Origin of the sequence: Martinezella tropici (genome assembly GCF_003287875.1) — a bacterium.
GTDB classification, from domain to species: Bacteria; Pseudomonadota; Alphaproteobacteria; order Rhizobiales; family Rhizobiaceae; genus Rhizobium; species Rhizobium tropici_C.
The window spans coordinates 16,246-39,797 of sequence record NZ_QMKK01000020.1 but is presented as its reverse complement, the minus strand read 5'-3'; the positions used below and the strand labels follow the sequence as shown (position 1 = coordinate 39,797).

The window sequence follows — 23,552 nt, the reverse complement described above, 5'->3', positions numbered from 1 at the left end:
GGATACCCCAACGGAGGAACTGTCGAGCGTCCGCACCTTGTCCCATGGGATAGGCGGGCGCTGGTGCAGGTGAGAGGAAAACGCCGATGGCAGCGCGGGCCATGTCATCGGACAGATACCGTCACGGTTCGCATGGTGGAGGAGAATGTATGAATATTTTTTCGAAGCTGGCGATCTCTGCCGGCATGTCGCTTCTGCTTGCCGCCGGTGTGGCGCAAGCGCAGAGCAAGACATTTAACGTCTGGTGGTTCGAACTGCCGGATACTTCGCAGGCCAAGGCATGGACCAAGGCGCTCGAAGAGCTGAAAGCCAAGCATCCCGACGTTACGATCAATTTCGAACAGAAGACTTTCGAGCAATTGCAGAAGGCAGGCAGCCTCATCCTCAATTCGGATCAGGCGCCTGATATCCTGGAATACAACAAGGGCAATGCCACGGCTGGCCTCGTCGCCTCGCAGGGCCTGCTGACGCCGCTCGACGATCAATTCAAATCGCGCGGATGGGACAAGATCCTCAACGAAACCAATAGCCAGCTCAGCAAATATGATGGCAACGGCATCTACGGCTCCGGTCCGATTGTCGGCATCCCGGTCTATGGCGAATTCGTTTCGGTTTTCTACAATATCGACATGTTCCAGGCCAACGGCGTGAAAGTGCCGACCACGCTGGACGAGTTCGAAGCCGCGCTGGACACTTTCAAGAAGAAGGGCGTTACGCCGCTTGCCTATGGTACGGTGGATTCCAACGCGCAGCATCTGGTCTATACGCTGGCCCTGACGCAAGCCGACGACACCTGGGTCAAGAACTATCAGGGGCTCAAGGCACCGCTCGATACCAAACCCTTCCTGTTTGCCGCTCAGAAGATCGCCGACTGGGTGAGCAAGGGTTATATTTCGAAGGACTCGACCGGCCTGAAGGGTACCGGCGGCGCCGACAATCTCTTCTCGTCCGGCACAGCTCCGATGTTCGTCAGCGGCACCTGGAACAACGGCAATTTCGCGAGCTCGATCAAGAACTTCAAATGGAGCCAGTTCATCTTCCCGACCCCGAAGTACAGCGTGGGTTCGACCGGCAACCTGTTCATGGTGCCGAAGAGCGCCAAGAACAAGGATCTCTCCTACGAGTTCATCGATCTCGTCCTGAGCAAGGAAAACCAGAACCTGCAGGCCAATCTCGGTGGCGTTGCCATTGCCGCCGATCCGGCCTCGGTCACCGATGAGGTCGGCAAGCGTAATGTCGAGCTCTTCAACCAGATCTCCAGCAAGGGCGGCCTCGGCTTCTATCCGGACTGGCCGGTACCTGGCTACTACGAACTGCTGATCCAGGCGACCACGGGTCTGGTCAACGGTTCGACCACGCCGGATCAGTTCGCGGAGCGTCTGAAGAAGGCCTACGACGACGTGCAGGCGGCGCAGTAATACCATCGGCGACAATCACAACGGCAAGACGGCTTTCATGCCGCCTTGCCGTATCGGACTGGAGGATTTCGATGGATAAGTCGAAGAGCGCCGGCAGGGCGGGGTACTATTTCTATATGATCCCCGGCGTGCTGGGGTTTGTTCTTGTCGTGCTCGTTCCGCTGATTGCCAATTTCGCCATCAGCTTCACGACATGGAAGGGCGGCGTCATTCCGCCGCGATATGTTGGCTTTGAGAATTACCAGCGGCTGCTTCACGATGCGGCTTTCTGGGGTTCCATCCAGCATACGCTGCTGTTCATCATCTCGATGACGATCGTGCCCATCATATTGGGGCTGGTGCTGGCGGCGGTGCTGTTCGATTATATCAGTGCACAATTCAGCCAGACATGGTCGAGCTTCTTTCGCGCAGGCTTCTACCTGCCGCAGATCCTGCCGCTGACCGCAGCCGGCGTATTGTGGGCATGGATTCTCAACCCCATCGGCATCATCAATGCGGTGCTCAAGGCAATCGGCCTCGATTTCATGGCGAAGAACTGGCTGGGAGATGCCACTTATGCGCTGTGGGCGGTTTCGGCCGTCATCGTCTGGGTTCAGGTGGGCTATTGCCTGGTCGTGTTCATGTCCGGATTGGCTCGCGTCGATCCTTCGCTCTACGAGGCCGCCGAGCTCGACAATGCGAGCTGGTTCGCGCGTTTCCGCGCCATCACAATCCCGATGCTGATGCCTGAAATTTTCGTCGTCGCGCTGACGACGCTGATTGCAGCCCTCAAGGTCTTTGCGCCGATCTATGTTCTGACGTCAGGCGGACCGGACAATGCGACGACGGTTCCATCCTACCTGTCTTACTATCATTTCTTCACGACGAATCGCGTCGGATATGCGGCAGCCATCGCGACGCTGCAGACGGTCATGACCATCATACTCGGCATTGTCTTCCTGCGTATGCAGTCGAAGCAGGCCGAAGGAGGGCATTGAGATGGCAACGGCATCCTCGATTTCCACACACATCGCTTCGACGGAGCATCGCGTAAGAAGGGGCTTCGGCCGCTGGGTCGTTCTAGGCATTCTGCTGGTTTTCCTTGCTGGCACGCTCTTTCCGTTCTTTCTCGCGGCAGTCAACGCCATCAAGACGCCTTCCGACTATGCCGCCAACGGTCCGCTTGCTCTTCCTCACAGCTTCGATCTGACGGCACTCAAGAACTTCTGGGCGACCGTCGATTTCCCCCGGAAGCTCTTCAACAGTATTCTCATCAGCGGATGCACCGCCATTCTGGCCGTCGTCCTCAGTCTCCTGAATGCCTATGCCATCGGCATAGGACGCGTTAGAGGCGGGCAAGGGCTTCTCGTCCTGCTGCTGATATCCATTATGGCGCCGCAGGAGGCATTGGTCTATCCGCTCTACTATATGTCAAAGCAGGTCGGCCTGTTCGACTCGATGCTCTCGGTTATCCTGATCATCGGCGTGCTGCATACCGCATTCGGAACCTATCTTCTGTCTTCGGTGCTGGCGACCTTCCCGCGCGAGATCATCGAGGCTGCGCAGATCGACAATGCGACGCGGTGGCAGATTCTCTGGATGGTGATCGTGCCGGTGCTGCGCCCGACGCTCGCGGTGCTTGCGACCTTCTTCTTCATCTGGACGTGGAACGAATTCCTGATCCCGCTTGTGTTTCTGGTCTCCAACAACAATCAAACAATCTCGGTTGCCATGGGCGTGCTGACAGGCGCCAATACGCAGGATCCGACTGCGATTGCGGCGGCTTCTCTGCTTGGCATAACGCCGACGATCATCTTCTTCCTTATTTTCCAACGGACGCTGACGCGCGGTGTCGCGGTAGGTGCCGTCAAATAACCAATGCGGAAGCTCCGTTCGGCGAAAGCCGCCGGGCGGGCGCGACGAATGGCAAGTTCGATAAGTTCGATAAGTTCGATTTTCCGCAGGAGGCGTAAAGTGGCAGGTATCAATATCAAATCCCTCACCAAGCATTTCGGTGCCGTGCAGGTTCTGAACGACATCGATCTGACGATCGAGCGCGGCGAGTTCGTCGTCTTCCTCGGCGGCTCGGGCTGCGGCAAGTCGACCTTGCTGCGCATGATTGCAGGTCTCGAGACGATCACCAGCGGGGAGATCTGGATCGGCGGAAAGCGGGTCGACCAGCTGCCGCCCGGCGAGCGCGGCGTATCGATGGTCTTCCAATCCTATGCGCTCTATCCGCATATGACCGTTCGCGACAACATGTCCTTCGGCTTGAAAAATATCAAAACGCCCAAGCACGAGATCGCAAGACGCATCGAGGAGGCTGCGAAGATCCTGGAAATGCCGCATCTGCTGGATCGCAAGCCCTCGGCACTCTCCGGTGGCCAGCGCCAGCGTGTCGCGATCGGCCGCGCCATCGTGCGCGAGCCTGACGTCTTTCTTTTCGACGAGCCGCTCTCCAACCTCGATGCCGGCCTGCGCACGCGTACGCGCGTCGAGTTGGCGCAGCTGCATGAGCGATTGGGCGCGACCATGGTCTTCGTCACCCATGACCAGGTGGAGGCGATGACGCTTGCCGACCGTATCGTGCTCTTGAACAACAAGAAGATCGAGCAAGTGGCGACCCCCGTCGAGATCTATACGCGCCCGGCGACGCGTTACGTCGCCCAGTTCGTTGGATCGCCGGGGATGAACTTCATCAATATAGCAGAAGTTGGCGAGGCAGGCGGGCTGGCGACTGCGAGATTGCCGGATGGTTCGATCATCAAGACGGCTGTTGCGCTCAATGGCCTTTCGAATTCCGGACTGACGCTCGGCATCCGTCCGGAACATCTGGTCGTTACGACGGCGGAGAAGGGCGATATCGGGGGGCAGGTCGAGACCATCGAACGCCTGGGCGACCGTTCGCTCGTTCACGTCCGGCTCAAGGACGGTTCGAAGATCATCGGCACGGATCCCGGCATGACGACGATCACGACCGGCTCGCCGATCGCCTTCACCGTCGATGCCGCAAAGGTAAGCATCTTCGATGAGAATGATGCGGCCCATCATTCCGTAAACTAAGGGAGGGAGGAACACAAAGATCAGCCACGTTCGATAAGGTTCAGAGGCAATCAAGTCGGCCGTTGACGAAACCGTCCAACTGGTATGTTATATCGCCATGTCCACCGCGCACCACAGAAAGAAGCAGCCCTTGTTCGTCCGCCAGCAGTTGCTGGAGGTCGCGGCGCGTCTTGCTTCCGAAAAGGGGATGACGGCGGTGACGCTGGACGCCGTTTCCGGCGCGTCCGGGGTCAGCAAGGGCGGTTTGCTGCATCATTTTCCCAGCAAGAACATGCTGCTGGAAGCGCTGTTCGACAGCCTGCTGGAGCGGCTGGATGCGGCAATCGAGAAAGCGATGCGCGCCGATCCGTTGCCGCATGGCCGCTTTACCCGCGGCTACCTGCATGCCTGCCTGGCGCTGCGCGATCAGCCCGAAGGTACGAAGGACTGGGCGCAGGTGACGATGGTGCTGCTGACCGAGCCGCAATTGCGGCAGCGGTGGCACGCATGGGTGCGCGAGCGCAGCGAGGAATATATCGGCACGGATTCCTCGGTGGACGCGGCAATCGTCAGGCTGGCGGCCGATGGGATCTGGCTCGCCGACCTGCTTGGCAGCCACGACATGGACGAAAGCGCCCGTCAGAAGCTGATTAACCGGCTGATCGAGCTGACCCAGCTCTAACCTTATCGGAGACAATGGAATGGCGAACGCATCCGTGTATGCAATGCTGCTGGTCGCGATCGTGCTGGAGGTGGTCGGCACGACGGCATTGCAGATGTCGCAGCAGTTCACCCGCCTCGGCCCGACGGTGGTTCTGGTGATCTGCTATACGGCCGCCTTCTATTGTCTTTCGGTGACGTTGCGCGTCATCCCGGTTGGCATTGCCTACGCCATATGGAGTGCGCTCGGTATCGTGCTGATTTCGATGGTGGGGGTCGTGCTTTTCCGCCAGAAACTTGACCTTGCCGCTGTCATTGGCCTGGGTCTGATCATTGCCGGCGTACTCGTCGTCAATCTCTTTTCAAAATCCGTGTCGCACTGAAAACACAGGTGTTGTCTATGGTCGTTTTTGTCTTTGTCAAATTCACGGGGAGGCTTTATCTCTTGCCGCGGGCGGGCTGATGGAGGCTTGAAGTACGGCGCTTTCCCAAAGCGCTTTGGATCGCATAAACCCATTCAATTTCAATGGTATAAGAGGAGTGCCGAAATGACTATTCGTGCCGTCGTTTGGGGCGAGAACATTCATGAGCAGACAAACAAGGTCGTTGCCGAGATCTATCCGAAGGGCATGCACAATACCATCGCCAAGGCATTGAACGCCGACGCCGGTATCGAAGCGTCCACTGCAACGCTGCAGGAGCCGGAGCATGGCCTCAGCGAAGCCCGTCTGAAAGATACCGATGTCCTTTTGTGGTGGGGCCACAAGGATCATGGCGCCGTCAAGGACGAAGTCGTCGAGCGTGTGGCAAAGCGGGTGTGGGAGGGCATGGGCCTCATCGTTCTGCATTCCGGCCATTTCTCCAAAGTCTTCAAGCGCCTGATGGGTACGCCCTGCGCGCTGAAGTGGCGCGAAGCCGGTGAGCGTGAGCGCCTCTGGGTCATCAATCCCCGCCACCCGATCGCAGCCGGTCTTGACGAGCATTTCGAGCTTGAGAATGAGGAAATGTACGGCGAACAGTTCTCCGTTCCGGAACCGCTGGAAACCGTGTTCATCTCCTGGTTCCAGGGCGGCGAAGTCTTCCGGTCTGGCATGACCTGGCGCCGCGGCGCCGGCAACATCTTCTATTTCCGCCCGGGTCACGAAACCTATCCGACCTATCACAACGGCACGGTTCAGAAAGTCCTGATCAATTCCGTGAAGTGGGCCTACAACCCACTCGGCACCCAGGCCAGCATCCATGATGCGCCGAACGTACCGGTCGAAAAAGCACTGGAGCCGATCGTCGAACGCGGCCCGAAACTGCACCAGGCCGGCGAAGCCGGTTATCGCTGAGGTATCATATGCGTCTCATAGTAGTTGGCACGGGCGGCATGGCGAAGAACCATGTGGAGCATTTCGCCCGTATTCCTGGCGTCGAAATCGTCGGCGCCGTCGATACGGATGCGACGAGGCTCACCGCCTTTTGCGATACGTTCGATATCGAGAAGCGCTTTTTGTCGCTGGACGAGGCGCTTGCCTGGGGCGAATTCGATGCGGCGACCAATGTCACGCCGGATAAGGCTCACCATCCGACGACCCTGCCACTGCTTGCCGCCGGCAAGCATGTTCTCTGCGAGAAGCCACTCGCGGAGAATTATCAAAAGGCGCTCGAGATGACGGAAGCCGCCGAAAGGGCAGGGGTCATCAACATGGTCAACCTGACCTATCGCAATGTCGCGCAACTGCAAAAAGCCCGCGAGATGGTGATCTCCGGCGAGATCGGCACGGTCAAGCACGTGGAGGCATCCTATCTGCAGAGCTGGCTCGTCTCCAAGGCCTGGGGGGACTGGCGCAGTGAATCCAAATGGCTCTGGCGGCTGTCGACCGGGCATGGCTCGAACGGCGTACTCGGCGATATCGGCATCCATATCCTCGATTTCGCCGCTTATGGCGCCGCGACGGATATCGATCACGTCTTCGCCCGTCTGAAGACCTTCGAGAAAGCGCCCGGTGAACGTATCGGCGAATATACGCTTGATGCGAACGACAGCTTCTCGATGGCGGTCGATTTTGCCAACGGTGCGCTCGGCGTCGTGCATGCGAGCCGCTGGGCGACAGGGCATCTAAATGAGTTGAAGCTGCGCATCTATGGCGAGCGCGGCGGCCTGGAAGTCTCCCATAGCCCGAACGGTTCCGAATTGCGCGGCTGCCTTGGCGATGACACCGAAACGGCCACGTGGAGGGTGCTTGAAGTGCAGCCGGTCCTGACCAATTATCAACGCTTCGCTGAAGCTGTCATGATCGGCAGCAGCCAGGACCCGAGCTTCCGCCATGCGGCCAACTTGCAGCGCGTGCTGGATCTTGCCATGGTGACGGAAGTCGAACGGCGCGAACTGAAGGTCTGATGGCGCTGCAGCAGTTTAATATGCAATAGTCCATCTTCAGGCCAAGCCTTGGGAGTGCGTGCATGTCTACCGAGGAAAAAGTTGCCAGCCACTATACGCATGGATCGCTGGAAACGGCGATCCTGCAAACGCTTGCTGCCGAGGGCAAGGATATCGACAACCTGCGCATCCGCGATCTGACCGATATCGATGAATTCCATCTGGGGCGGCACGCTGCGACAGTTGATTTCGCAAGGGATCTCGAACTTTCCGCCGGCCTGCGACTTGCCGATATCGGATCGGGGCTCGGCGGGCCTGGCCGCCATTTTGCCGATTCCTATGGATGCATCGTCTCGGGAATCGATCTCACCGAAGAATTCGTTCAGGTCGCCAATTCGCTGACGGCCCGCTGCGGTCTCAAGGATCTGGTTTCCTTTCGGCAGGGCAGCGCGTTGGCATTGCCTTTCGAGAGCGGCAGTTTCGACCGGGCGACGCTCATCCATGTCGGCATGAATATCGAGGACAAGGCTCGGCTGTTTTCCGAGATCAGGCGCATTCTCAAGCCCGGTGGCCGTTTCGGGCTTTATGAGATCATGCAGATGCGGGAGGGAACGCTGCCCTATCCGATGCCCTGGGCGATGGAACCGGAAACGAGTTTCGTCCGCAGCCCCGATGTCTATCGCTATCTGCTTGACGAAGCCGGCTTCACGGTCGAGCTCGAGCAGGACCGCAGCGCTCTCGCAATCCGATTGGCACATGAAGCGCGCGCCAGGGCGGCTGCGGCCGGCGGTGTGCGAGACCAGGGTGTCCGTACGCTGATGGGTCCGCGGGCTGGCGAGCGCATGAGTAACGTCAACGTGTCGGTAGAGGGCGGCCTGCTTGCGCCGATCGAGATGATTGCCAAAGCCATTTGAGGCCATTGTGCCGGATGCGGTTCGCCACGGTCCATTGACAGCGGCGGGCCTGTGTCTGTATGGAAAATATAACGGTAATGGATTTCTGCCGGGCCATGGTGGCCGAACCGCTGCTCTGATTTCTCCAGGGAAGCTGATGACTCCTACTCAACGCGCCTGAGAGGCGAAGGAGTAGAGTCGTGCCTGTCTTTCTACCGTTATCCCATTCGTGTCATTTATCCACCGTCCCCGCGGGGCCATCCGCCGGCTTTGCGGGAGGGGCAAACTGATGTCCGCCTCCGCCTATTTTCATCATCGCTTTCAGCAGTTTCGCAGCCTGTTCAAATGGATAGTTCTGGTCGTACCGATGGCGGTCGTCGTCGGCTCGCTTTGCGCTCTGTTTCTCTGGAGCCTGGACAAGGCGACGGCCGCGCGTTTCGACCATCCCTGGCTGATCTTCCTGATGCCGGTTGCCGGCTTCCTGATGGTGCTGGTCTATCAGCACTTCGGCCGCGGATCGGAAGGCGGCAACAATCTGATCGTCGATCAGATCCATGAGCCCGGCGGCGGCGTGCCGCTGCGCATGGCGCCCTTCATCCTGGTTTCGACGGTTCTGACGCATCTGGTCGGCGGTTCGGCGGGACGCGAGGGGACAGCCGTGCAGCTCGGCGGCAGCATTGCCAGCGCCTTTGCGAGGGTTTTCCGGCTCAGTCATGCCGAGATCCGCATCCTCCTCATGGCGGGCATCGCTGCGGGCTTCGGCGCGGTCTTCGGCACGCCGATCGCTGGTGCCGTCTTCGCTCTCGAAGTCCTGACGATCGGGCGAATACAATATGAGGCGCTGATCCCGAGCCTTGCGGCGGCGATCATAGCCGATTGGACCTGCCATGCCTGGGGCATCGAGCACATCCAGTATCAGATCGGCTATCTCGCCGGCACGCCAGCCGGCACCTTCCATCTCGATGCACTGCTGCTCGTCAAGGCCGGCATCGCCGGCGTGATCTTTGGCCTGATGGCGCGCTCGTTCAGCGAGGTCTCGCATCGGGCGTCCGCGGCATTCAAGCGGCTCTGCGCTTACGCGCCGCTCAGGCCTGTCATCGCCAGTGCGATCTTGATCGGTCTCGTCTATCTGCTTGGCACGCGGCAATATCTCGGGCTTGGCGTCTGGTCGCCCAACCCTGACGATGCGACGATCCTCGGCTTCTTCGATCCTGCCCGTGTGGATTACTGGAGCTGGTTCTGGAAGGCGGTCTTCACGATCGTGACACTCAGTGCCGGCTTCAAGGGCGGGGAGGTGACGCCTTTGTTCTTCATCGGTGCCGCGCTCGGTAATGCGCTTGCCGTCATTCTCGGTGCCCCGGCCGATCTCTTTGCCGGGTTGGGCTTTGTTGCCGTTTTTGCCGGTGCCACCAACACGCCGCTTGCCTGCATGATCATGGGCATCGAGCTCTTCGGCGCGACGCATACGGTCTATCTCGCCGTGGCATGCTTCCTTGCCTATATCTGCAGCGGCCATACCAGCATCTATCTGTCGCAGCGGCTCGGCATCGCCAAAGGTGCTTCCGATAACATCCCGGCCGATACACCGCTTCGCCATATTCGCGAGAGCGGCTTGAAGACGCGGCGGGAAAATGCCCATAAGGTCGGAAAGGTTTGACGCAAGGACGGCGGAGGTTGTCGTGCTCTATCTTGTCGTGTTTCTCGGTGCCGGATTGGGCGGCGCGTTCCGCCTTGGTATCAATGAGCTCGTTGCCCGCCTGCTTGGGGTCGAATTTCCATTCGGCACGTTGATCATCAATGTGCTTGGTGCCTTCATCATGGGGCTGCTGACGGAGTATTTCGCTTTTCGCGGCGGTATGTCGCAGGAGATGCGGTTGTTTCTAACAACAGGCCTTCTGGGTGGGTTCACGACGTTTTCGACCTTTGCGCTGGAGAGCGTCATGCTCTGGGAGCGCGGCCAATGGATGCCGGCCATCGCCTATATCGGCCTGTCCGTTTTCCTGTCGATCGGGGCTCTGATGGCAGGACTTGCAATTGTCCGGCTAATAATTCAGGTTCAAACGGCATAGTGATTGGGCGTCGGCAGATTTCGCCGCATTTTTGCCGATTCCGAGGTGAATCCCTCTTGAGAATCGCAGAGGTTCATTCCACGACAAACCACCGTTTGTTGCGAACGGACTCTCTTGCGAAATTCGACTAATCAACTCATATAATCGCCTATTAAGATCACCGCATAACACAAGGAGTCGGGCGTCGATCAGGATAAGCACCGGCAAAGCATTCCCAATGACAAGCCTGTTCTCGCTCCGGGATTCGCATGCGGACTCCCCGGGCAACCTCCTCCCGGACCGCACCGCCCCAAAAGACAGACATGACGGAGAGTCCCTTGAGCGCACCTGCTCCCACTTCCAACCAATCTTCTGCTCCGGAACAGACCTTCGGCACCGCCGGCATCGCGCCGATGGACCGTCCGAGCGCCATGACCCGCTTTTTTATGAGCATCGTTGCCTGGGCCGAAAGCCTCAACCTGAAATATGCCAAGCTCGGCAATCCGCCGGTCTATGACACCGCGACCTTCCCCTGGGCGGCCGAGATCGAGAAGGATTATCCGGCCATCCGCGCAGAGCTCGAAAAGGTGCTGCTGCGCCAGAGCGAGCTGCCGACCTTCCAGGACATCTCCACCGACGTGAAGACCATTTCGACCGATACGCGCTGGAAGACGTTCTTCCTTCTCGGTTTCGGCGTGAAGTCCGAGCAGAACATCAAGGCGTGCCCGAATACCTGGGCGGCCGTGCAGAAGATTCCCGGCCTGACGACGGCGATGTTCTCGATCTTCGAGCCGGGCAAACATCTGCCTGCGCATCGCGGCCCCTATAATGGCGTGCTGCGCCTGCATCTCGGCCTCATCGTGCCGGAGCCGAATGACAAGCTCGCCATTCGCGTCGACAAGCAGGTTTGCCACTGGCAGGAAGGCAAGGCGCTGATCTTCGACGACGCCTATGAGCATGAAGCCTGGAACCATACCGACAAGACCCGCGTGGTGCTCTTCGTCGATTTCGTCAAGCCGCTGAAATTCCCGGCCCGCTTCATCAACTGGGCTCTGATGAACCTGGCGATCTTCACGCCCTTCATCAAGGAAGGTCTCGACAACCACAAGGAATGGGAAAAGAAGTTCTACGCCGAAGCCGAGGCGTTTAGAAACCGCCCGAAACCCTGATTTTATCGACTGTTTAGCTTCATAAACCCCGGTCTCTCTGAGGGAGCCCGGGGTTTTGTTTTATTCAGTCACGCGCAAGCGCTGAAGTGCGGCAAATCGGCGATGTTGCGTTCGTCGTTCTGAAGGCTTCGAGGCGCCAGGGGAATGAAACTGAGGTTATTTCACTGTCCGTACGATTGCAGCACCTGCCGTCATGCCACCACCGAAAGCCACGAGGCCGAGGTTGAGCGGTTCGGAGTGTTCGTCGGCAACATGCAGCATGGCGAGCGGAATGCTTGACGAGCTGGTGTTGCCGTAGGTCTCGATGACGCTGAGGGCTGGGCGGCCACTGCGCTTGGCAATCGTGTCGATGATACGCTGGTTGGCCTGATGCGGCACCAGGAGATCGAGATTGGCAAGCTCGATGCCGGCATCGACGCAGGCGTTTTCGATCGAACGGGTCATCGAATGCACCGCTTCGGTGAAGACCGAGCGGCCGTTCATGGCAATGACGCCATCGTCCGGCAGCGGAACGTAGAGTAGATCGCCCGGTTCCGGCCGACCGCTGACGATCGGACGGCTTGCGGTGAAGAGCGGATTGCGCGCCATGTCGCGGCTGGTCACGAGGCTGGCGGTTGCGGCATCGCCGAACAGGATCGCCGTCGAGAAATCGTTCATGTCGAGCAGCGGCGACAGGACTTCCGAGGTGATGATGAGCACCTTGGCGTCGTTCTGCTGGGCAATGAAATCATAGGCCTGCTGCAGCGCGTAGAGATAGCCGGAGCAGGCGGCGCCCATGTCATAGGCGGCAAGCGACGGCCGCACGCCGTCTTCGGCGACGGCAACCGCGACGCGGCTTGCGAGCGACGGCGTGGCGATGTCAGGCGTGCCCGTGGCGGCAATCACCAGATCGATATCGTGGATCGAGATCTGGTTCTGCTTGAGGAGATCGCGAGCCGCCTTCGTCGCGAGGCTCAGCGTGCCTTCGTCAGGCCCGACCCAGAAGCGGCTCTTGATACCCGTCAGTGCAAGAATCTCGTCGGCGCGGCGATTTGGCCAATTGTGGATGATCTCTTCGTTGGTGACGCGGCGGGCGCCGGTGGCGATGCCGATGCCGTTGATGACGACTTCCGAGAAGCTGCCGGTGTGGCGGCGCAGCGCCGGGATGACGTGCGACTTCAGGCGCCGCAGCACGAACTTGTTCTGGATTTCGGAGGCAAGCGCAAAATTCTGTTCGCTCAGATCGCGGTTGGCATCGACGGTCAGAAGCGGGCTGTCGGTGGCGATCTGGTCGCCGACCTTGGCGAAGACTTCCTGCACGACGCCGCCGATATTGGCGCAGATCTCGACAGAGGCTTTCGTCGCCTCGACGACGGCAACGAGCTGACCGACCTCGATCTTGTCGCCAGGCTTGACGAGCAGATCCGTCACCAGGACGTTTTCGTCCGCAGGGCCGGAGCCGATAGCCTTGATAGCTGCCGTCGGGCCGCTGTCATCTTCTTCATGCCAGGTCACTTCGCATTCGAGAACCTCTGCCATCAGATCGACCAGCTTGCGGTAGGAGGGCAAGGTTTCGAGCTGATTGCGGAAGTTGAAGGGAATGTGGGCATCCGAGCGCGCCAGCCTGCGCACGACGACGGGCACGTCGGTCTTTTCGGTGACGGTCGCGATGATTTCCGCACCCATGCCGACGGTGCGATTATCTTCATGGACGACGATCAGACGGCGGGTGCGCCGGGCGCTCGCCAGCACTTCCTTCTCGTCCCAAGGCGAGATCGAGCGCAGATCGATCACCTCGACGGAAAAGCCCTGGGCCTCGAAAGCGCTCGCGGCATTGGCGCAGAGCGAAACGGTATTGCCGTAGCTGACGAGCGTGATGTCGCGGCCGCGGGTAACATGGCGTGACAGGCCGGGATGGACGAAGTGCTTGTCGATATCCTCGGAGGTGCGGCCGTCGGAATTGTTGAGCACGGCCTTCGGATAAAGGAAAACCGTGGGGCGCCGTGAGTCGAAGGCGGCATTGAGAAGCCCCGCCGCATCGCCGGCGCTGGAGGGCATGACGACGTCGATACCCGGTGTGTGCGCCAGCATGCCCTCGAAGCTCTGGGCGTGGAACGGGCCAAGGCCGGGCTTATAGCCGCCGCAGCTCACCATCAGAATGACGGGAGCTTCCCATGCCCCCTCCGTGCGCCAGAACATGCTGCCCATTTCCGAGACGATCTGGTTATAGGCGAGCGGCAGGAAATCGGCGAATTGCAGGAAGGCGACCGGGCGCTGCCCGGCCAGCGCACGGCCGACGGCCGTGCCGACGATGGTGGACTCGCTGAGAGCGGCATTGCGGACGCGATCGGGATATTTCGTGCTGAGACCGCGGGTAACGCCGAAGACGTCGCCCTTCGGATCTTCGATATCCTGGCCGAACAGGACGACGTCGGGATTGGCGGCAAGCTGTTTGTCGAGGACCGCATTCAGCGCTTCGCGCATCGTCAAGGTCGATGTTTTTTCATTGCCGCGATATTCAGTCTTTCCCTTGAAGGAAGCCGGATAGGGAGCCTTCGCCTCCGGTTCGACCTTGGGCGCGTCTTCCTTGCGGGCGAGGGCGGCTTCCGCCTGGACTTCGGCCGTCAATTCCTGTTCGAGCTTTCGAAGCGCGTCGGCGTCGGTGCCTGCCTTCTGCAGCATGGCTCGCAGGTTCGGCAGCGGATCACGCGAGGAGCCGGCCTCGATTTCGAGCAGGGTGCGGTAGGTCTTCTGGTCGTCGGCGTTGGTGTGGTCGGACAGCCGCTCGACATTGAGGAGCACGATGCTCGGCGTGCGGTTGTTGCGGCTGTGGCGGACCGCCTTGTGAAAGGCCTCGCGCGAGGCCCGCAGATCGTCACCCTCGGTGCGGATGATCTCGACGCCATAAAAGCTGGAGGCCGGGCCGCCGGGCAGGTCGAAGAAGGTCTGCTTGCTCGTTCTTGTCGAAATGGAGAAGCTGTTATCCTCGATAACGAAGACGACGGGATACTGGCCGCGCACGGCCTCGGCGACCGCTTCGACGAATTCGCCCTGCTGGGTGGTGCCGTCGCCGACACAGCAGACGGCAATCGGCATGCCGGGCTTGTGCTTCAGGGATGCGGCAACGCCGACAGCGTGCAGCGCATTGTTGCCGACAGGGCCGACGATGGAGGTGATATTGAGAGCGCGGGAAGAGAGATGCGCGCTCATCTGCCGGCCGGCCGAGTGTGAACTGGCTGTGGCGAGCAGGCTGGAGAAGAACTCACGAATGGGCATGCCGCGCGCGAGCATCAATGCCTTGTCGCGATAATGGAGATGCAGCCAGTCGTCGTCTTGGAGAAACTCGTTGAGCAGCGCCGTGGACTCATGTCCGGCGCCGGAAACATGGAAATGTGCTATGCCCTGCTTGATGAATTCTCGCTCAAGACGGTCTATTTCTCTGGAAACGAAAAATATTCTGTGAAGTTGCTTGAGGTATTCTGTTGTAAACCTCCCTTCCATCTCAATGATTTTCCTAATCTTTCGTCCAAATTAATTGCGTGGACCTAGGTAGACCCCTGGGCTACCTTTTTCAATACACGTTAAATGACAATATTTTCTCGGTTTGAAACCGAAATACGTGAATCGCCGGGCTTGAGTTTTTCGCGATGTTTCTGTCCACAGGCATGTATCGATGAACGCATCCGTCCGTGCGCCAGGCGATCGGCGCGTTTATCGAAAGCGATCCTAGCCTGATTTGCGGATCCTGATGTTGCTGTTCCGCCTTGCCGCGGCGGCCTTTGCGGCTTGTTCTTCCTGAAGGATCAATTCCTTCGGCTTCTTGCCGATAATCTCCTTGCGGCCCTTCTTCGAGAAGGGCTGCGCGAGCTGGGCGAGGAAGCCTTTGGCGATCTTGCCGGTGATGCCGATATCCGTGGAGGAGGGGCGCGGCGGATTGTAGAAGGTGCCGAGAAGCTGGTCCCAGATCACGAGGTTTTCCCCATAATTCGTATTGCCTTCGGCAAGCACTTTTGAATGATGCCAGCGATGCAGGCGCGGCGTCGAGAATATGAGGTCGAGCGGGCCGGTGCGCATGTCGACATTGCAATGGGTCAAAAGGCCGATGAAAGCCGTGACCGCACCGATCCAGAGGAAGACCGGCAAAGGCGCGCCGAGCAGATAGAGTGGAATCTGACCGAGCGCGATCTTGAAGAGCGTATCGATGACGTGAAAGCGGCCTGTATTGATGACCCATAGCCGCTCGACGCTGTGATGCAGCGCATGGAAGCGCCATAGCGACAGATGCTCATGCGCGAGACGATGGGCCATATAGAGGCCGAACTCGGCGATGACGAGGCCGAGCGCCACCTGGAATATCATCGGCCACTGATCCGGCCAGAAATGCGAATGGTAGCTCAGTGCCGGCTGCGCAACCGTTGCAACGGCCATGGGGAAAGAGGTGCCGATCGCAGCGGCGATCTGCACGCCGCCTTTGTTCAGCAGCGTATGGGCGACATCGTTGAAGGTTTCGCCATCGCGTTTCTGCCAAGTCTTCTCGTAAGGCATCAACCGCTCGAAGAGGGCGATTATGGCCACCGTCGAAAGATAGACGACATTGAACCAGAGAAGATGCATATCCGACTGGAAGGCGAAATAGGCTCCCGTTAGTCCACCGCATAGGATGGCAGGCCACAACAGGGAGGAAACAGCAGCGTAAAGACGCGAACTGCTTTGAAATGTCATTCCATCATCCTCAGATTCTGATCAGCGAAAAATTTGCGCGTGAGTATGCGGGATATGTAGCGCGATGATTGTGGAGTCGAAAGCGAAATTTTTCCGATCGCTGGCGACGGCAGTTGGAAGGGAGACCGAAACATGCGGATAGAAAAGGCGGGACACGAGCATCTGGAGGGGTGGGTTGGCTTGCGCGCGGCGCTTTGGCCCGGCCATTCGGTCGAACATCACCGCGCGGAACTTGCGCAGTTTTGCTCCAATGAAAACGGTATTGCTTTCGTGGCGATCGATGCTGCCGGTCATATCACCGGTTTTGCCGAAGCAACATTGCGGCACGATTACGTCAACGGTTGCGAGACATCCCCGGTTCTGTTCCTCGAGGGAATCTATGTGCGCCCGGAAAATCGACGGGAAGGGGTGGCACAGGCACTTTGCGAGGCTGTCGCCGCCTGGGGGCGGGAGGCCGGCTGCACGGAGTTTGCCTCGGATGCATTGATCGACAATCTTGCGAGCCATGCCTTCCATGCAGCGCTCGGTTTTGTCGAAACCAGGCGCGTGGTCTATTTTCGAAAGCTGCTCTAGGCCGGAGCTACAGGACTGTGCCTAGGCGAATGTCAATTTCGTTTTCTGCTGTCCGGCCGCATCGAAATTCTCCGGCTTCAGCCAGCGCTCGTAGCCGGCCTTCAGCCGCGGCCAGTCGGCGTCGATCATGGCAAACCAGGCGGTGTCGCGATTCTGGCCCTTGGCGACCATGTGCTGGCGGAAGATGCCTTCGAAAACGAAACCGAACCGTTCGGCTGCCCGCTTCGAAGGTTCATTGAGGTTGTTGCACTTCCACTCGAAGCGGCGATAGCCGAGCGTGTCGAAGACATAGGATGCAAAGAGATAGAGCGTCTCGGTCGTCACGCGGCTGCGGGCGATGGCGGGTCCCCAAAGGATGCTGCCGATCTCGATGACGCCATGTGTATTGTCTATGCGCATCAGAGCCTGCCGGCCTTCGGCACGGCCCGTGCGCTTGTCGATCGTCGCGAAGAAGAGCGGATCGGCGCTGGATGCGGCTTTCTCAAGCCAGGGCGAAAAGGCAGAGCGATCAGCCGGTGCGTCTTCGAAGAGATAGCGGAAACGATCTTCCGCGCCGGGCGCGCGGGCCGAGGCATAGAGATCGTCGCCATGACGGGCCGGATCGAGCGGTTCTATCCGCGTATAATGGCCTTCCAGAGTAATGCGCTCGGGACGGGATACGCCCTTCCAGTTCGTCAGATCCATGTCAAAGTCCTTTGGTCATCAAATACAGCCTAGCGGAGCCGGCCGGAGTGTATCAGGTCTGCGAGGGATTGTGGCAGTTCCATCCCATCGGGCAAGCCGGGGGCGGGCTGTGGCGATACCAGACGGCTTTCGATGGGCAGGACGCCGGCCCAGACGGGATGATCTGCCTCCTCCAAATCGCCTGGCGGGCCGTTGCGAATCTTGGCCGAGGCCTCATCGATCTTCATGCGCAGCACAGAAGTTGCCTTGACCTCCTGACCGGTCATCGGCCTCAAACTGTCCCAGCGGCCGGGAAACAGGTCTTCGATGAAGCGGCGCAGTGCATCGGTCTTCTCCTCGATGTCGTCGACCAGGCGGGCCGTGCCGAAGACCATGGCCGAACGGTAATTGACGGAATGATTGAAGGCCGAGCGGGCCAGCACATAGCCGTCGATGATGCTGCAGGTCAGGCAGACCGGCATATCTTCTGCGGCGCGCAGGAAACGGCTGGCGGATGATCCGTGCCAATAGACATAATCGTCCTCCCGCCAATGCAGGGTCGGCGTCACATAGGGCGCGCCGTTGATGACATAGCCGACGTGACAGAGCGGAGCGGCATCCAGAATGGCATGGACATCGGCATGGGCGTGGCTGCCACGCTTCGGGCTTCGCCGCACCCGGGTGCGTTCGGTGGTCGGATAGGTCTTCGTATCGGGCGCGTTGAGATCGGCCATGGCTTCCTCGTCGATTGAGCATTGATCTCTGGCAGCAAAGAGGTAGGCTATAAATAGCCAGTTTCTTGATTTTTAGCAGACCAGTTGAGGTTCCGTGGCATCGGTGGCGCAATGGCCGGCACTCGACCGGAATTCGGGTGACCTGGAGGGGCAAGTCTATCGCCTGATGCGCGACCGTATTCTGCATGGGCAAATGCCGGCAGGACAGCGTGTGCCGTCGACGCGGGTAATGGCGCTCTCGCTCAGCATTGCGCGTTCGACCGTCGTCAATGCCTATGATCGTCTAAAAGCGGAGGGCTATCTGCAATCGGCACCCGGTGCTGCAACGCGCGTCGCAGCCTTTCCATCGGCACCATTGTCAGGGCAAGCCGCTGCGCCACTGCCGAACCAGCCGCGCGTTACCGAATTCAAAACCGGAGGATTGTTCGAGCCGGGTGTGCCGGATGTGTCAGCCTTTCCCCACGCAGTCTGGGCGCGTTATCTCGGGGCCAGGGGCCGCTCTTTGCGGGTACACGACCTTGGCTATAGTGATCACGGTGGTATCCGCGAACTGCGCGAAGCCATCCTCGATCATATCGCTGCAACGCGGGGCGTGATCGCCCGGCCCGAACAGGTGGTGATCGTCCCGTCGACCGGTGCCGCGATCGGGTTGCTCGCGAGCGTGTTGCTTCAGCCCGATCATCCGGGCGACATCGTCTGGATGGAAGACCCGGGCTATGCCAGCGCGCAAGCGATCCTGCGGATGGCCGGCGCCAGTCTCGTGCCGGTACCTTGCGATGCAGAGGGTATCGATATTGCGCGAGGTGCAGGGCCACCGCCGCGGCTGATCTATGCTACGCCTTCGCATCAATATCCGACCGGCGCCACTATGAGTCTACCGCGCCGTCTCGCCTTGCTCGAATTCGCCCGGGCCAATGGTGCGATCGTGCTGGAAGACGATTACGACAGCGAGTTCCAGTATGCGTCGCGTCCAATCGCCGCCTTGCAGGGTATCGATCGCAGCGAAGTCGTTGCCTATGTCGGCACCTTCTCGAAGACGCTCGCGCCCGGCCTGCGTGTCGCATACGCCGTCGTGCCGTCCCGGTTGGTGGCGGCGACCGAGGCGGCGCAGCGGCTCAGAGGCACCGTCGTACCGATCCATATCCAGGCGGCCCTCGCCGATTTCATGCGCGAGGGGCGGTTCCGTGCACATCTGAGGCAGATGAACGCCATTTATGCCGAGCGCATGGCGGCGACCGTATCGGCACTCGATCGCTATTGCTGCGCTTGGCTGGAGATCGGAGCGGGCGGCGGCGGGTTGCAGCTGGCAAGCTGGTTCCGCGACGGAAAGACCGATGATGTCGCCGTAGCGCGTGTAATCAACGCCAATGGTTTCGCGGTTCGGCCCATCTCTGCGCTGTACCTGGGTGCTGCGCAGCCCGGACTGTTGCTCGGCATCGCCCGCATGGAGGCGCACGCAGCGGATGCGGCGGCGGCGAGGATTGCAAGACTGCTCGAAGCAGTGCCGGTCAGCGCCTGAGAAACATCGCCCGATATTCGCGTGGCGTCATGCCCTTGAGTGCCCTGAACTGCCTGTTGAAATTGGCAAGCGAGGCATAGCCGACGGCATCGCTGATATGGTGGACCGCCTGGCCGGTGGAGGAGAGGCGGGCGCAGGCATCGCCGATGCGCATGCGCATGAGATAGTCCGATATCGTCCCGCCGGTATGGCGGCGAAACATGCGGTGCAGGCCGGAGACGCTAAGCGCCGCAATGTCGGCCAGTTCATCGAGGCTGATCGCGCGGGCATAGTGAAGATGCATATGCGTCAACACACGGTCGATGCGCTCACGGCTTTCCTTGAGATCCGGAGCCTGCGCCGGCGCGCTGGCGAGCGGCGTCGCCTGACGGTCTTCCGCGACTTTCACCAGAATGCCGAGCAAAGCCAGAAGGCGCTCGACAGCCGGCTTTTCGAAAATGGTTTCGAAGGCAGGGCGGACGGCGGCGGAGGTCGCCTCGGAAAAGTGCAGGCCGTTGTCTCCACGCCGCAGCATGGCTTCGATCGACCGGAATTCGACGGCGCCGCCCGTCATCTGCAAAAGCCAGTCGCGATTGAACCAGAGCACCAAGGCAATATGCGGCTTTTCTTCCTTGATCTTGGCATGCGAAACCCAACTGTGCGGCAGATTGGGGCCGACGAGAACGAGGTCGCCGTCACCATAGTCGCCACTGTGATCGCCGATGAAACGCTGACCGATGGAATTCAGCGTCAGCGTCAGCTCGAATTCCGGATGGTGGTGCCATTGGAATGGAATGCAGTCGTCGAGCCGGCGGTTCAGCATGCTCCACGATGCTTCCGGTGAACGAGGCAGAACTTCAAGATAGGGCCTCATGGAGCGTCCGTAATAGATGACAAGCCAGAATAGTATCAGAAGTGGCCAGAGCCGGGCAACATCGAAACTCCTGTTGGAGCTACAACTTCTTCCGTAACCCGAGAACAAAAGGGTCAGCGAGATGGAGGAGACCGATGCAGCCTGCCTTGAAACGAGACGCTCACCCGACCGCGTCAGCGGTCACGACGCAACTGAAGGATATTCGGAAGATTTTGCCGCTCAGAGTGCTGTCGAAGGACGATTGGCAGCATTGGATCACTAGGGGTTATGTGATCGTGCGGCAGGCTGTGCCTGCTGTCAATGTCGAGCGGCTTGTCGAGCTCTTGTGGCGTTTTGACGAGAAGGACCCGAACGACCCTTCCACCTGGTATGCGCCGCAGCGGCGCGAGCACAAGATGAAGGAACTCAACAATACCGGCATGCTGGAGATCTATAATCACCAGTATCTCTGGGATAACCGCATGGAAAAGCGGATTTACGATGTCTTCGTCGATATCTGGGATCGCGAGGATCTCTGGGTCACGATCGATCGCGCCAATCTCAACCCGCCGAAGAAGGTGAAGGGCAATCCGAACGGCTTCATCCACTGGGATGTCGATACTTCGATCCGGCCCCTGCCGATCGGCGTGCAGGGTGTTCTGAGCCTGAAGAAGCAGGATGGCGATGTCGGCGGATTTCAGTGCGTGCCGCAGCTCTTCGAGCATTTCGAGGAATGGGAAAAGACGCAGCCCGCGGATCGCGATCCCATGCATCCCGACATGGCGGGTCTCTCGGTCGTCAATATCGACATGGAGCCCGGCGACCTGATGATCTTCAACTCGCTGCTGGCGCACGGCGTCCGTCCCAACCATTCGGACAACCGCGTTCGCATGGCGCAATATATCTCCATGCATCCGGCGGAATACGACAATATCGCCGAGCGCGAGGAGCGCATTCGTCTGTGGCGGGAATTGGACTCCCCGAAGCGCGACGCCTTTCCGGGCGACCCCCGCGAATGGGAAAAGCACAATGCGACGACGGCCAAACTGACGCCGCTCGGCGAGAAGCTGCTGGGTCTCAAGGCCTGGTAAACGACAGAGACCGGGTTCTTGAAAAAAGCTTCGAGCGGCCTTGGGCCGCTCGAAGCGTTTGTGGAGATTTGGCGGGCAGGCGCGGGTCCGTCAGATTTCGTTCCAGCGGCGGATGACCGGCTCGGTCAGGTCATGCTCGTAGCCGAGCACGCTGATGCTCGTGGTGTCGAGGACCAGATGCGCACCGCCCCCCGGCGGCAGGCCAACCCAGCGGGCAGCGAAGACGCGCAGGAAATGGGCGCTGGAAAAGATCAGGACGGAGCCGGCAATGCCGCGAAGTTCGCCGATGATGCGGTCGGCACGCGCGCCGACATCGGCGGCAGATTCGCCATTCGGGCAGCCGTCGCGGAAGACTTGCCAGCCGGGACGTTCGGCAAGGATCGCCTTGGTGGTGATGCCCTCATAGGCGCCGTAATCCCACTCCGCCAGATCGTCCTTGACGACGCGACGGTCGCCGAAACCGGCCAGTGTGCAGGTATTTTGCGCCCGCTGCGATGGACTCGACCAGACGGCGGCGAAATCGATGGCAGGCAGGCGACCGGCGACCTTGCGGGCGGCCTCTTCGCCGGCAGCGGTGAGCGGAATATCGGTCCGGCCGGTGTGCCGGCCGGAAAGGCTCCACTCCGTCTGTCCATGGCGTACCAGATAGACTTCGGGATAGGCGCTGCTCATGCCGTTTCTCCTTTGCATTTGCCGTGCGAAATTCTTCGCATCTGCGAAAGCGTCTGTCGAGAGCTAAAGCGGATTGGCAGCTGACCCGACAACCTTCTGCAAATCCAAGCTCTTGCAGAGGATTGTGAATCTCATCGTTTCACGGCGCGGCGGACGCTGTAGAACAGGATGGTGAGGCAGCCGACCAGCAAGAGAAGGCCACCCGCGAGTGGTGGAAAGGCGAGGATTTCCACCGCTCCGGCAATAAGGAGAATGAGGATAAGGCAGAGCGTGGCAAGGCTGCCGTCGTCGATGAACATGCCGATAAGTTCGGAGAGAGCGATGCGCAGGATGGTCATTGGGCTGCCTTTGTTGCTGGGTTGCCGCGCAGGCCGCGGATGATGGCGTAGGAGGCGAGCGAGACGATCGCGAAGATGGCGATCAGGGCGAAATCCTCGCCCGGCCAGTGCGCACCGATGCCTTCACCGGTCCAGAAGATGCCGAAGCTTGTCAGCATGAGGCCGACGACGAATTTGAGGGTGTTTTCCGGCACGGTGGCGAGCGGGCGATGCACCAGCAATCCGATCAGCATGACGAGCACGAAAGCGGCAAGCGCGCCGAGGCCGGCATAGAGTGTCAGGCCATGCGCGCCGCCGACGGCGATGACGATGAAGACCACTTCGACACCTTCGAGCAGCACTGCCTTGAAGGCGGCAAGGCCGGCGAGATAATCGGCGCGGCGATCTGTGGACTGCGCCTGTAATGCTGCCGTCTCCTTGGAGAAGGCTGCTTCCTCGTCGTGCAGGGCGATGACGCCGAGGGAGCGAAGTATGGCTTTGCGCAGCCAGCGCATGCCGAAAAGGATCAGCAGAACGCCGACGACGAATTGCAACATCTCGATCGGTATCAGCGCCAGCAGCGGTCCGAAGACGAGGACGAGGGCAGCCAGCACTGCAAGGGCGAGCGCGGCACCCGTGAGGGCCGGGCGCCAGCTTCGTGTGACGCCGACGGCAAGGACGATGGTGAAGGCTTCCACGACTTCGACAAATGAGCCGAGGAAAGATGCCGTCACGGTGGAGAGAATGGGCGTGAGGCTGTTCATGAACTGATTCCCGAATGACGATTAAGGCGTTGAATGCGAACGGTATTTGCCGGACGATGGTTCTTCATGTCTTGGATGAGCCGAGGCTTGGCCAAATGCCGATATCGCGTGC

Annotated in this window: 23 protein-coding genes and 1 riboswitch; of the genes, 15 read left to right on the top strand and 8 right to left on the bottom strand. The window is 59.8% G+C overall.

The window, feature by feature from the left end; all coding sequences use genetic code 11:
- The first annotated feature begins 149 nt into the window (after positions 1 to 149).
- From DQ393_RS03375 to DQ393_RS03320, 12 genes are all read left to right on the top strand, one after another.
- Positions 150 to 1,418 (top strand): ABC transporter substrate-binding protein, encoded by a 1,269-nt coding sequence (locus DQ393_RS03375; RefSeq protein WP_112340399.1) that lies wholly within the window; start codon positions 150 to 152, stop codon positions 1,416 to 1,418.
- A gap of 71 nt (positions 1,419 to 1,489) precedes the next feature.
- The gene (locus DQ393_RS03370; RefSeq protein WP_112340398.1) at positions 1,490 to 2,395 is read left to right on the top strand and encodes a carbohydrate ABC transporter permease; all 906 of its coding nucleotides are present in this window, start codon (positions 1,490 to 1,492) and stop codon (positions 2,393 to 2,395) included.
- Position 2,396: 1 nt separating this feature from the next.
- The gene (locus tag DQ393_RS03365) at positions 2,397 to 3,272 is read left to right on the top strand and encodes a carbohydrate ABC transporter permease (RefSeq protein WP_112340397.1); all 876 of its coding nucleotides are present in this window, start codon (positions 2,397 to 2,399) and stop codon (positions 3,270 to 3,272) included.
- Between the two features lie 99 nt (positions 3,273 to 3,371).
- Positions 3,372 to 4,460: an ABC transporter ATP-binding protein gene (locus DQ393_RS03360; protein ID WP_112340396.1), complete on the top strand. Its 1,089-nt coding sequence runs from the start codon at positions 3,372 to 3,374 to the stop codon at positions 4,458 to 4,460.
- Between the two features lie 97 nt (positions 4,461 to 4,557).
- Positions 4,558 to 5,121, top strand: a complete 564-nt coding sequence (locus tag DQ393_RS03355) for a TetR/AcrR family transcriptional regulator (RefSeq protein ID WP_112340395.1) — start codon at positions 4,558 to 4,560, stop codon at positions 5,119 to 5,121.
- Between the two features lie 19 nt (positions 5,122 to 5,140).
- On the top strand, positions 5,141 to 5,482 hold the full coding sequence (locus DQ393_RS03350; RefSeq protein WP_112340394.1) for an SMR family transporter: 342 nt from the start codon (positions 5,141 to 5,143) through the stop codon (positions 5,480 to 5,482).
- Between the two features lie 165 nt (positions 5,483 to 5,647).
- A complete protein-coding gene (locus DQ393_RS03345) occupies positions 5,648 to 6,433 on the top strand; it encodes a ThuA domain-containing protein (protein ID WP_112340393.1) in 786 nt (261 codons plus the stop codon).
- A gap of 8 nt (positions 6,434 to 6,441) precedes the next feature.
- Positions 6,442 to 7,485 carry a Gfo/Idh/MocA family protein gene (locus tag DQ393_RS03340; RefSeq protein WP_112340392.1) on the top strand — a complete coding sequence of 348 codons (1,044 nt, stop codon included), beginning with the start codon at positions 6,442 to 6,444 and terminating at the stop codon, positions 7,483 to 7,485.
- Between the two features lie 62 nt (positions 7,486 to 7,547).
- A complete protein-coding gene (locus DQ393_RS03335; RefSeq protein ID WP_112340391.1) occupies positions 7,548 to 8,378 on the top strand; it encodes a class I SAM-dependent methyltransferase in 831 nt (276 codons plus the stop codon).
- 64 nt (positions 8,379 to 8,442) lie between these two features.
- Positions 8,443 to 8,531: riboswitch (Fluoride riboswitch) on the top strand.
- Positions 8,532 to 8,646: 115 nt separating this feature from the next.
- Positions 8,647 to 10,014, top strand: coding sequence for a voltage-gated chloride channel family protein (locus DQ393_RS03330; RefSeq protein WP_112340390.1), 1,368 nt, complete (start codon positions 8,647 to 8,649; stop codon positions 10,012 to 10,014).
- A 22-nt stretch (positions 10,015 to 10,036) separates the two neighbouring features.
- Positions 10,037 to 10,426: a fluoride efflux transporter CrcB gene (gene crcB, locus DQ393_RS03325; protein ID WP_112340389.1), complete on the top strand. Its 390-nt coding sequence runs from the start codon at positions 10,037 to 10,039 to the stop codon at positions 10,424 to 10,426.
- A 302-nt stretch (positions 10,427 to 10,728) separates the two neighbouring features.
- A complete protein-coding gene (locus tag DQ393_RS03320; protein WP_112340388.1) occupies positions 10,729 to 11,574 on the top strand; it encodes an aspartyl/asparaginyl beta-hydroxylase domain-containing protein in 846 nt (281 codons plus the stop codon).
- 156 nt (positions 11,575 to 11,730) lie between these two features.
- Here the strand turns inward: DQ393_RS03320 and DQ393_RS03315 are convergent, their stop codons facing one another.
- On the bottom strand, positions 11,731 to 15,054 hold the full coding sequence (locus tag DQ393_RS03315; protein WP_112340387.1) for a thiamine pyrophosphate-dependent enzyme: 3,324 nt from the start codon (positions 15,052 to 15,054) through the stop codon (positions 11,731 to 11,733).
- Between the two features lie 225 nt (positions 15,055 to 15,279).
- Positions 15,280 to 16,275: a sterol desaturase family protein gene (locus DQ393_RS03310; RefSeq protein ID WP_112340386.1), complete on the bottom strand. Its 996-nt coding sequence runs from the start codon at positions 16,273 to 16,275 to the stop codon at positions 15,280 to 15,282.
- 132 nt (positions 16,276 to 16,407) lie between these two features.
- Between DQ393_RS03310 and aac(6') the strand changes: the two genes are divergently transcribed.
- Entirely contained in the window at positions 16,408 to 16,848 is a 441-nt protein-coding gene (aac(6'), locus tag DQ393_RS03305) for an aminoglycoside 6'-N-acetyltransferase (protein WP_112340385.1), read from the top strand.
- A gap of 21 nt (positions 16,849 to 16,869) precedes the next feature.
- On the opposite strand, the gene DQ393_RS03300 is transcribed toward aac(6'), so the two are convergent.
- The gene (locus DQ393_RS03300; protein ID WP_112340384.1) at positions 16,870 to 17,532 is read right to left on the bottom strand and encodes a GNAT family N-acetyltransferase; all 663 of its coding nucleotides are present in this window, start codon (positions 17,530 to 17,532) and stop codon (positions 16,870 to 16,872) included.
- A gap of 29 nt (positions 17,533 to 17,561) precedes the next feature.
- A complete protein-coding gene (locus DQ393_RS03295; RefSeq protein WP_112340383.1) occupies positions 17,562 to 18,245 on the bottom strand; it encodes a pyridoxamine 5'-phosphate oxidase family protein in 684 nt (227 codons plus the stop codon).
- A 94-nt stretch (positions 18,246 to 18,339) separates the two neighbouring features.
- Between DQ393_RS03295 and DQ393_RS03290 the strand changes: the two genes are divergently transcribed.
- Positions 18,340 to 19,764, top strand: a complete 1,425-nt coding sequence (locus DQ393_RS03290; protein WP_112340382.1) for a PLP-dependent aminotransferase family protein — start codon at positions 18,340 to 18,342, stop codon at positions 19,762 to 19,764.
- Here the strand turns inward: DQ393_RS03290 and DQ393_RS03285 are convergent.
- A complete protein-coding gene (locus DQ393_RS03285) occupies positions 19,754 to 20,617 on the bottom strand; it encodes a helix-turn-helix domain-containing protein (RefSeq protein WP_112340381.1) in 864 nt (287 codons plus the stop codon). The two genes, DQ393_RS03290 and DQ393_RS03285, sit on opposite strands and share 11 nt — an antisense overlap.
- Before the next feature lie 134 nt (positions 20,618 to 20,751).
- Between DQ393_RS03285 and DQ393_RS03280 the strand changes: the two genes are divergently transcribed.
- A complete protein-coding gene (locus tag DQ393_RS03280; RefSeq protein ID WP_112340380.1) occupies positions 20,752 to 21,687 on the top strand; it encodes a phytanoyl-CoA dioxygenase family protein in 936 nt (311 codons plus the stop codon).
- A 90-nt stretch (positions 21,688 to 21,777) separates the two neighbouring features.
- Here the strand turns inward: DQ393_RS03280 and DQ393_RS03275 are convergent, their stop codons facing one another.
- From DQ393_RS03275 to DQ393_RS03265, 3 genes are all read right to left on the bottom strand, one after another.
- Positions 21,778 to 22,359, bottom strand: coding sequence for a histidine phosphatase family protein (locus tag DQ393_RS03275; RefSeq protein ID WP_112340379.1), 582 nt, complete (start codon positions 22,357 to 22,359; stop codon positions 21,778 to 21,780).
- Positions 22,360 to 22,490: 131 nt separating this feature from the next.
- Positions 22,491 to 22,697, bottom strand: coding sequence for a hypothetical protein (locus tag DQ393_RS03270; protein WP_112340378.1), 207 nt, complete (start codon positions 22,695 to 22,697; stop codon positions 22,491 to 22,493).
- Positions 22,694 to 23,440, bottom strand: a complete 747-nt coding sequence (locus DQ393_RS03265) for a COG4280 domain-containing protein (RefSeq protein WP_112340377.1) — start codon at positions 23,438 to 23,440, stop codon at positions 22,694 to 22,696. Before DQ393_RS03265 ends, DQ393_RS03270 begins: the two co-directional genes overlap by 4 nt.
- Positions 23,441 to 23,552: the final 112 nt, after the last annotated feature.

Coding starts and splice junctions, on each gene's coding strand:
- DQ393_RS03375 (WP_112340399.1), top strand. CDS start 150: ATGAATATTTTTTCGAAGCTGGCGATCTCTGCCGGCATGTCGCTTCTG.
- DQ393_RS03370 (WP_112340398.1), top strand. CDS start 1,490: ATGGATAAGTCGAAGAGCGCCGGCAGGGCGGGGTACTATTTCTATATG.
- DQ393_RS03365 (WP_112340397.1), top strand. CDS start 2,397: ATGGCAACGGCATCCTCGATTTCCACACACATCGCTTCGACGGAGCAT.
- DQ393_RS03355 (WP_112340395.1), top strand. CDS start 4,558: ATGTCCACCGCGCACCACAGAAAGAAGCAGCCCTTGTTCGTCCGCCAG.
- DQ393_RS03350 (WP_112340394.1), top strand. CDS start 5,141: ATGGCGAACGCATCCGTGTATGCAATGCTGCTGGTCGCGATCGTGCTG.
- DQ393_RS03345 (WP_112340393.1), top strand. CDS start 5,648: ATGACTATTCGTGCCGTCGTTTGGGGCGAGAACATTCATGAGCAGACA.
- DQ393_RS03340 (WP_112340392.1), top strand. CDS start 6,442: ATGCGTCTCATAGTAGTTGGCACGGGCGGCATGGCGAAGAACCATGTG.
- DQ393_RS03335 (WP_112340391.1), top strand. CDS start 7,548: ATGTCTACCGAGGAAAAAGTTGCCAGCCACTATACGCATGGATCGCTG.
- DQ393_RS03330 (WP_112340390.1), top strand. CDS start 8,647: ATGTCCGCCTCCGCCTATTTTCATCATCGCTTTCAGCAGTTTCGCAGC.
- DQ393_RS03320 (WP_112340388.1), top strand. CDS start 10,729: ATGACGGAGAGTCCCTTGAGCGCACCTGCTCCCACTTCCAACCAATCT.
- DQ393_RS03315 (WP_112340387.1), bottom strand. CDS start 15,054: ATGGAAGGGAGGTTTACAACAGAATACCTCAAGCAACTTCACAGAATA.
- DQ393_RS03310 (WP_112340386.1), bottom strand. CDS start 16,275: ATGACATTTCAAAGCAGTTCGCGTCTTTACGCTGCTGTTTCCTCCCTG.
- DQ393_RS03300 (WP_112340384.1), bottom strand. CDS start 17,532: ATGGATCTGACGAACTGGAAGGGCGTATCCCGTCCCGAGCGCATTACT.
- DQ393_RS03295 (WP_112340383.1), bottom strand. CDS start 18,245: ATGGCCGATCTCAACGCGCCCGATACGAAGACCTATCCGACCACCGAA.
- DQ393_RS03285 (WP_112340381.1), bottom strand. CDS start 20,617: ATGAGGCCCTATCTTGAAGTTCTGCCTCGTTCACCGGAAGCATCGTGG.
- DQ393_RS03280 (WP_112340380.1), top strand. CDS start 20,752: ATGCAGCCTGCCTTGAAACGAGACGCTCACCCGACCGCGTCAGCGGTC.
- DQ393_RS03275 (WP_112340379.1), bottom strand. CDS start 22,359: ATGAGCAGCGCCTATCCCGAAGTCTATCTGGTACGCCATGGACAGACG.
- DQ393_RS03270 (WP_112340378.1), bottom strand. CDS start 22,697: ATGACCATCCTGCGCATCGCTCTCTCCGAACTTATCGGCATGTTCATC.
- DQ393_RS03265 (WP_112340377.1), bottom strand. CDS start 23,440: ATGAACAGCCTCACGCCCATTCTCTCCACCGTGACGGCATCTTTCCTC.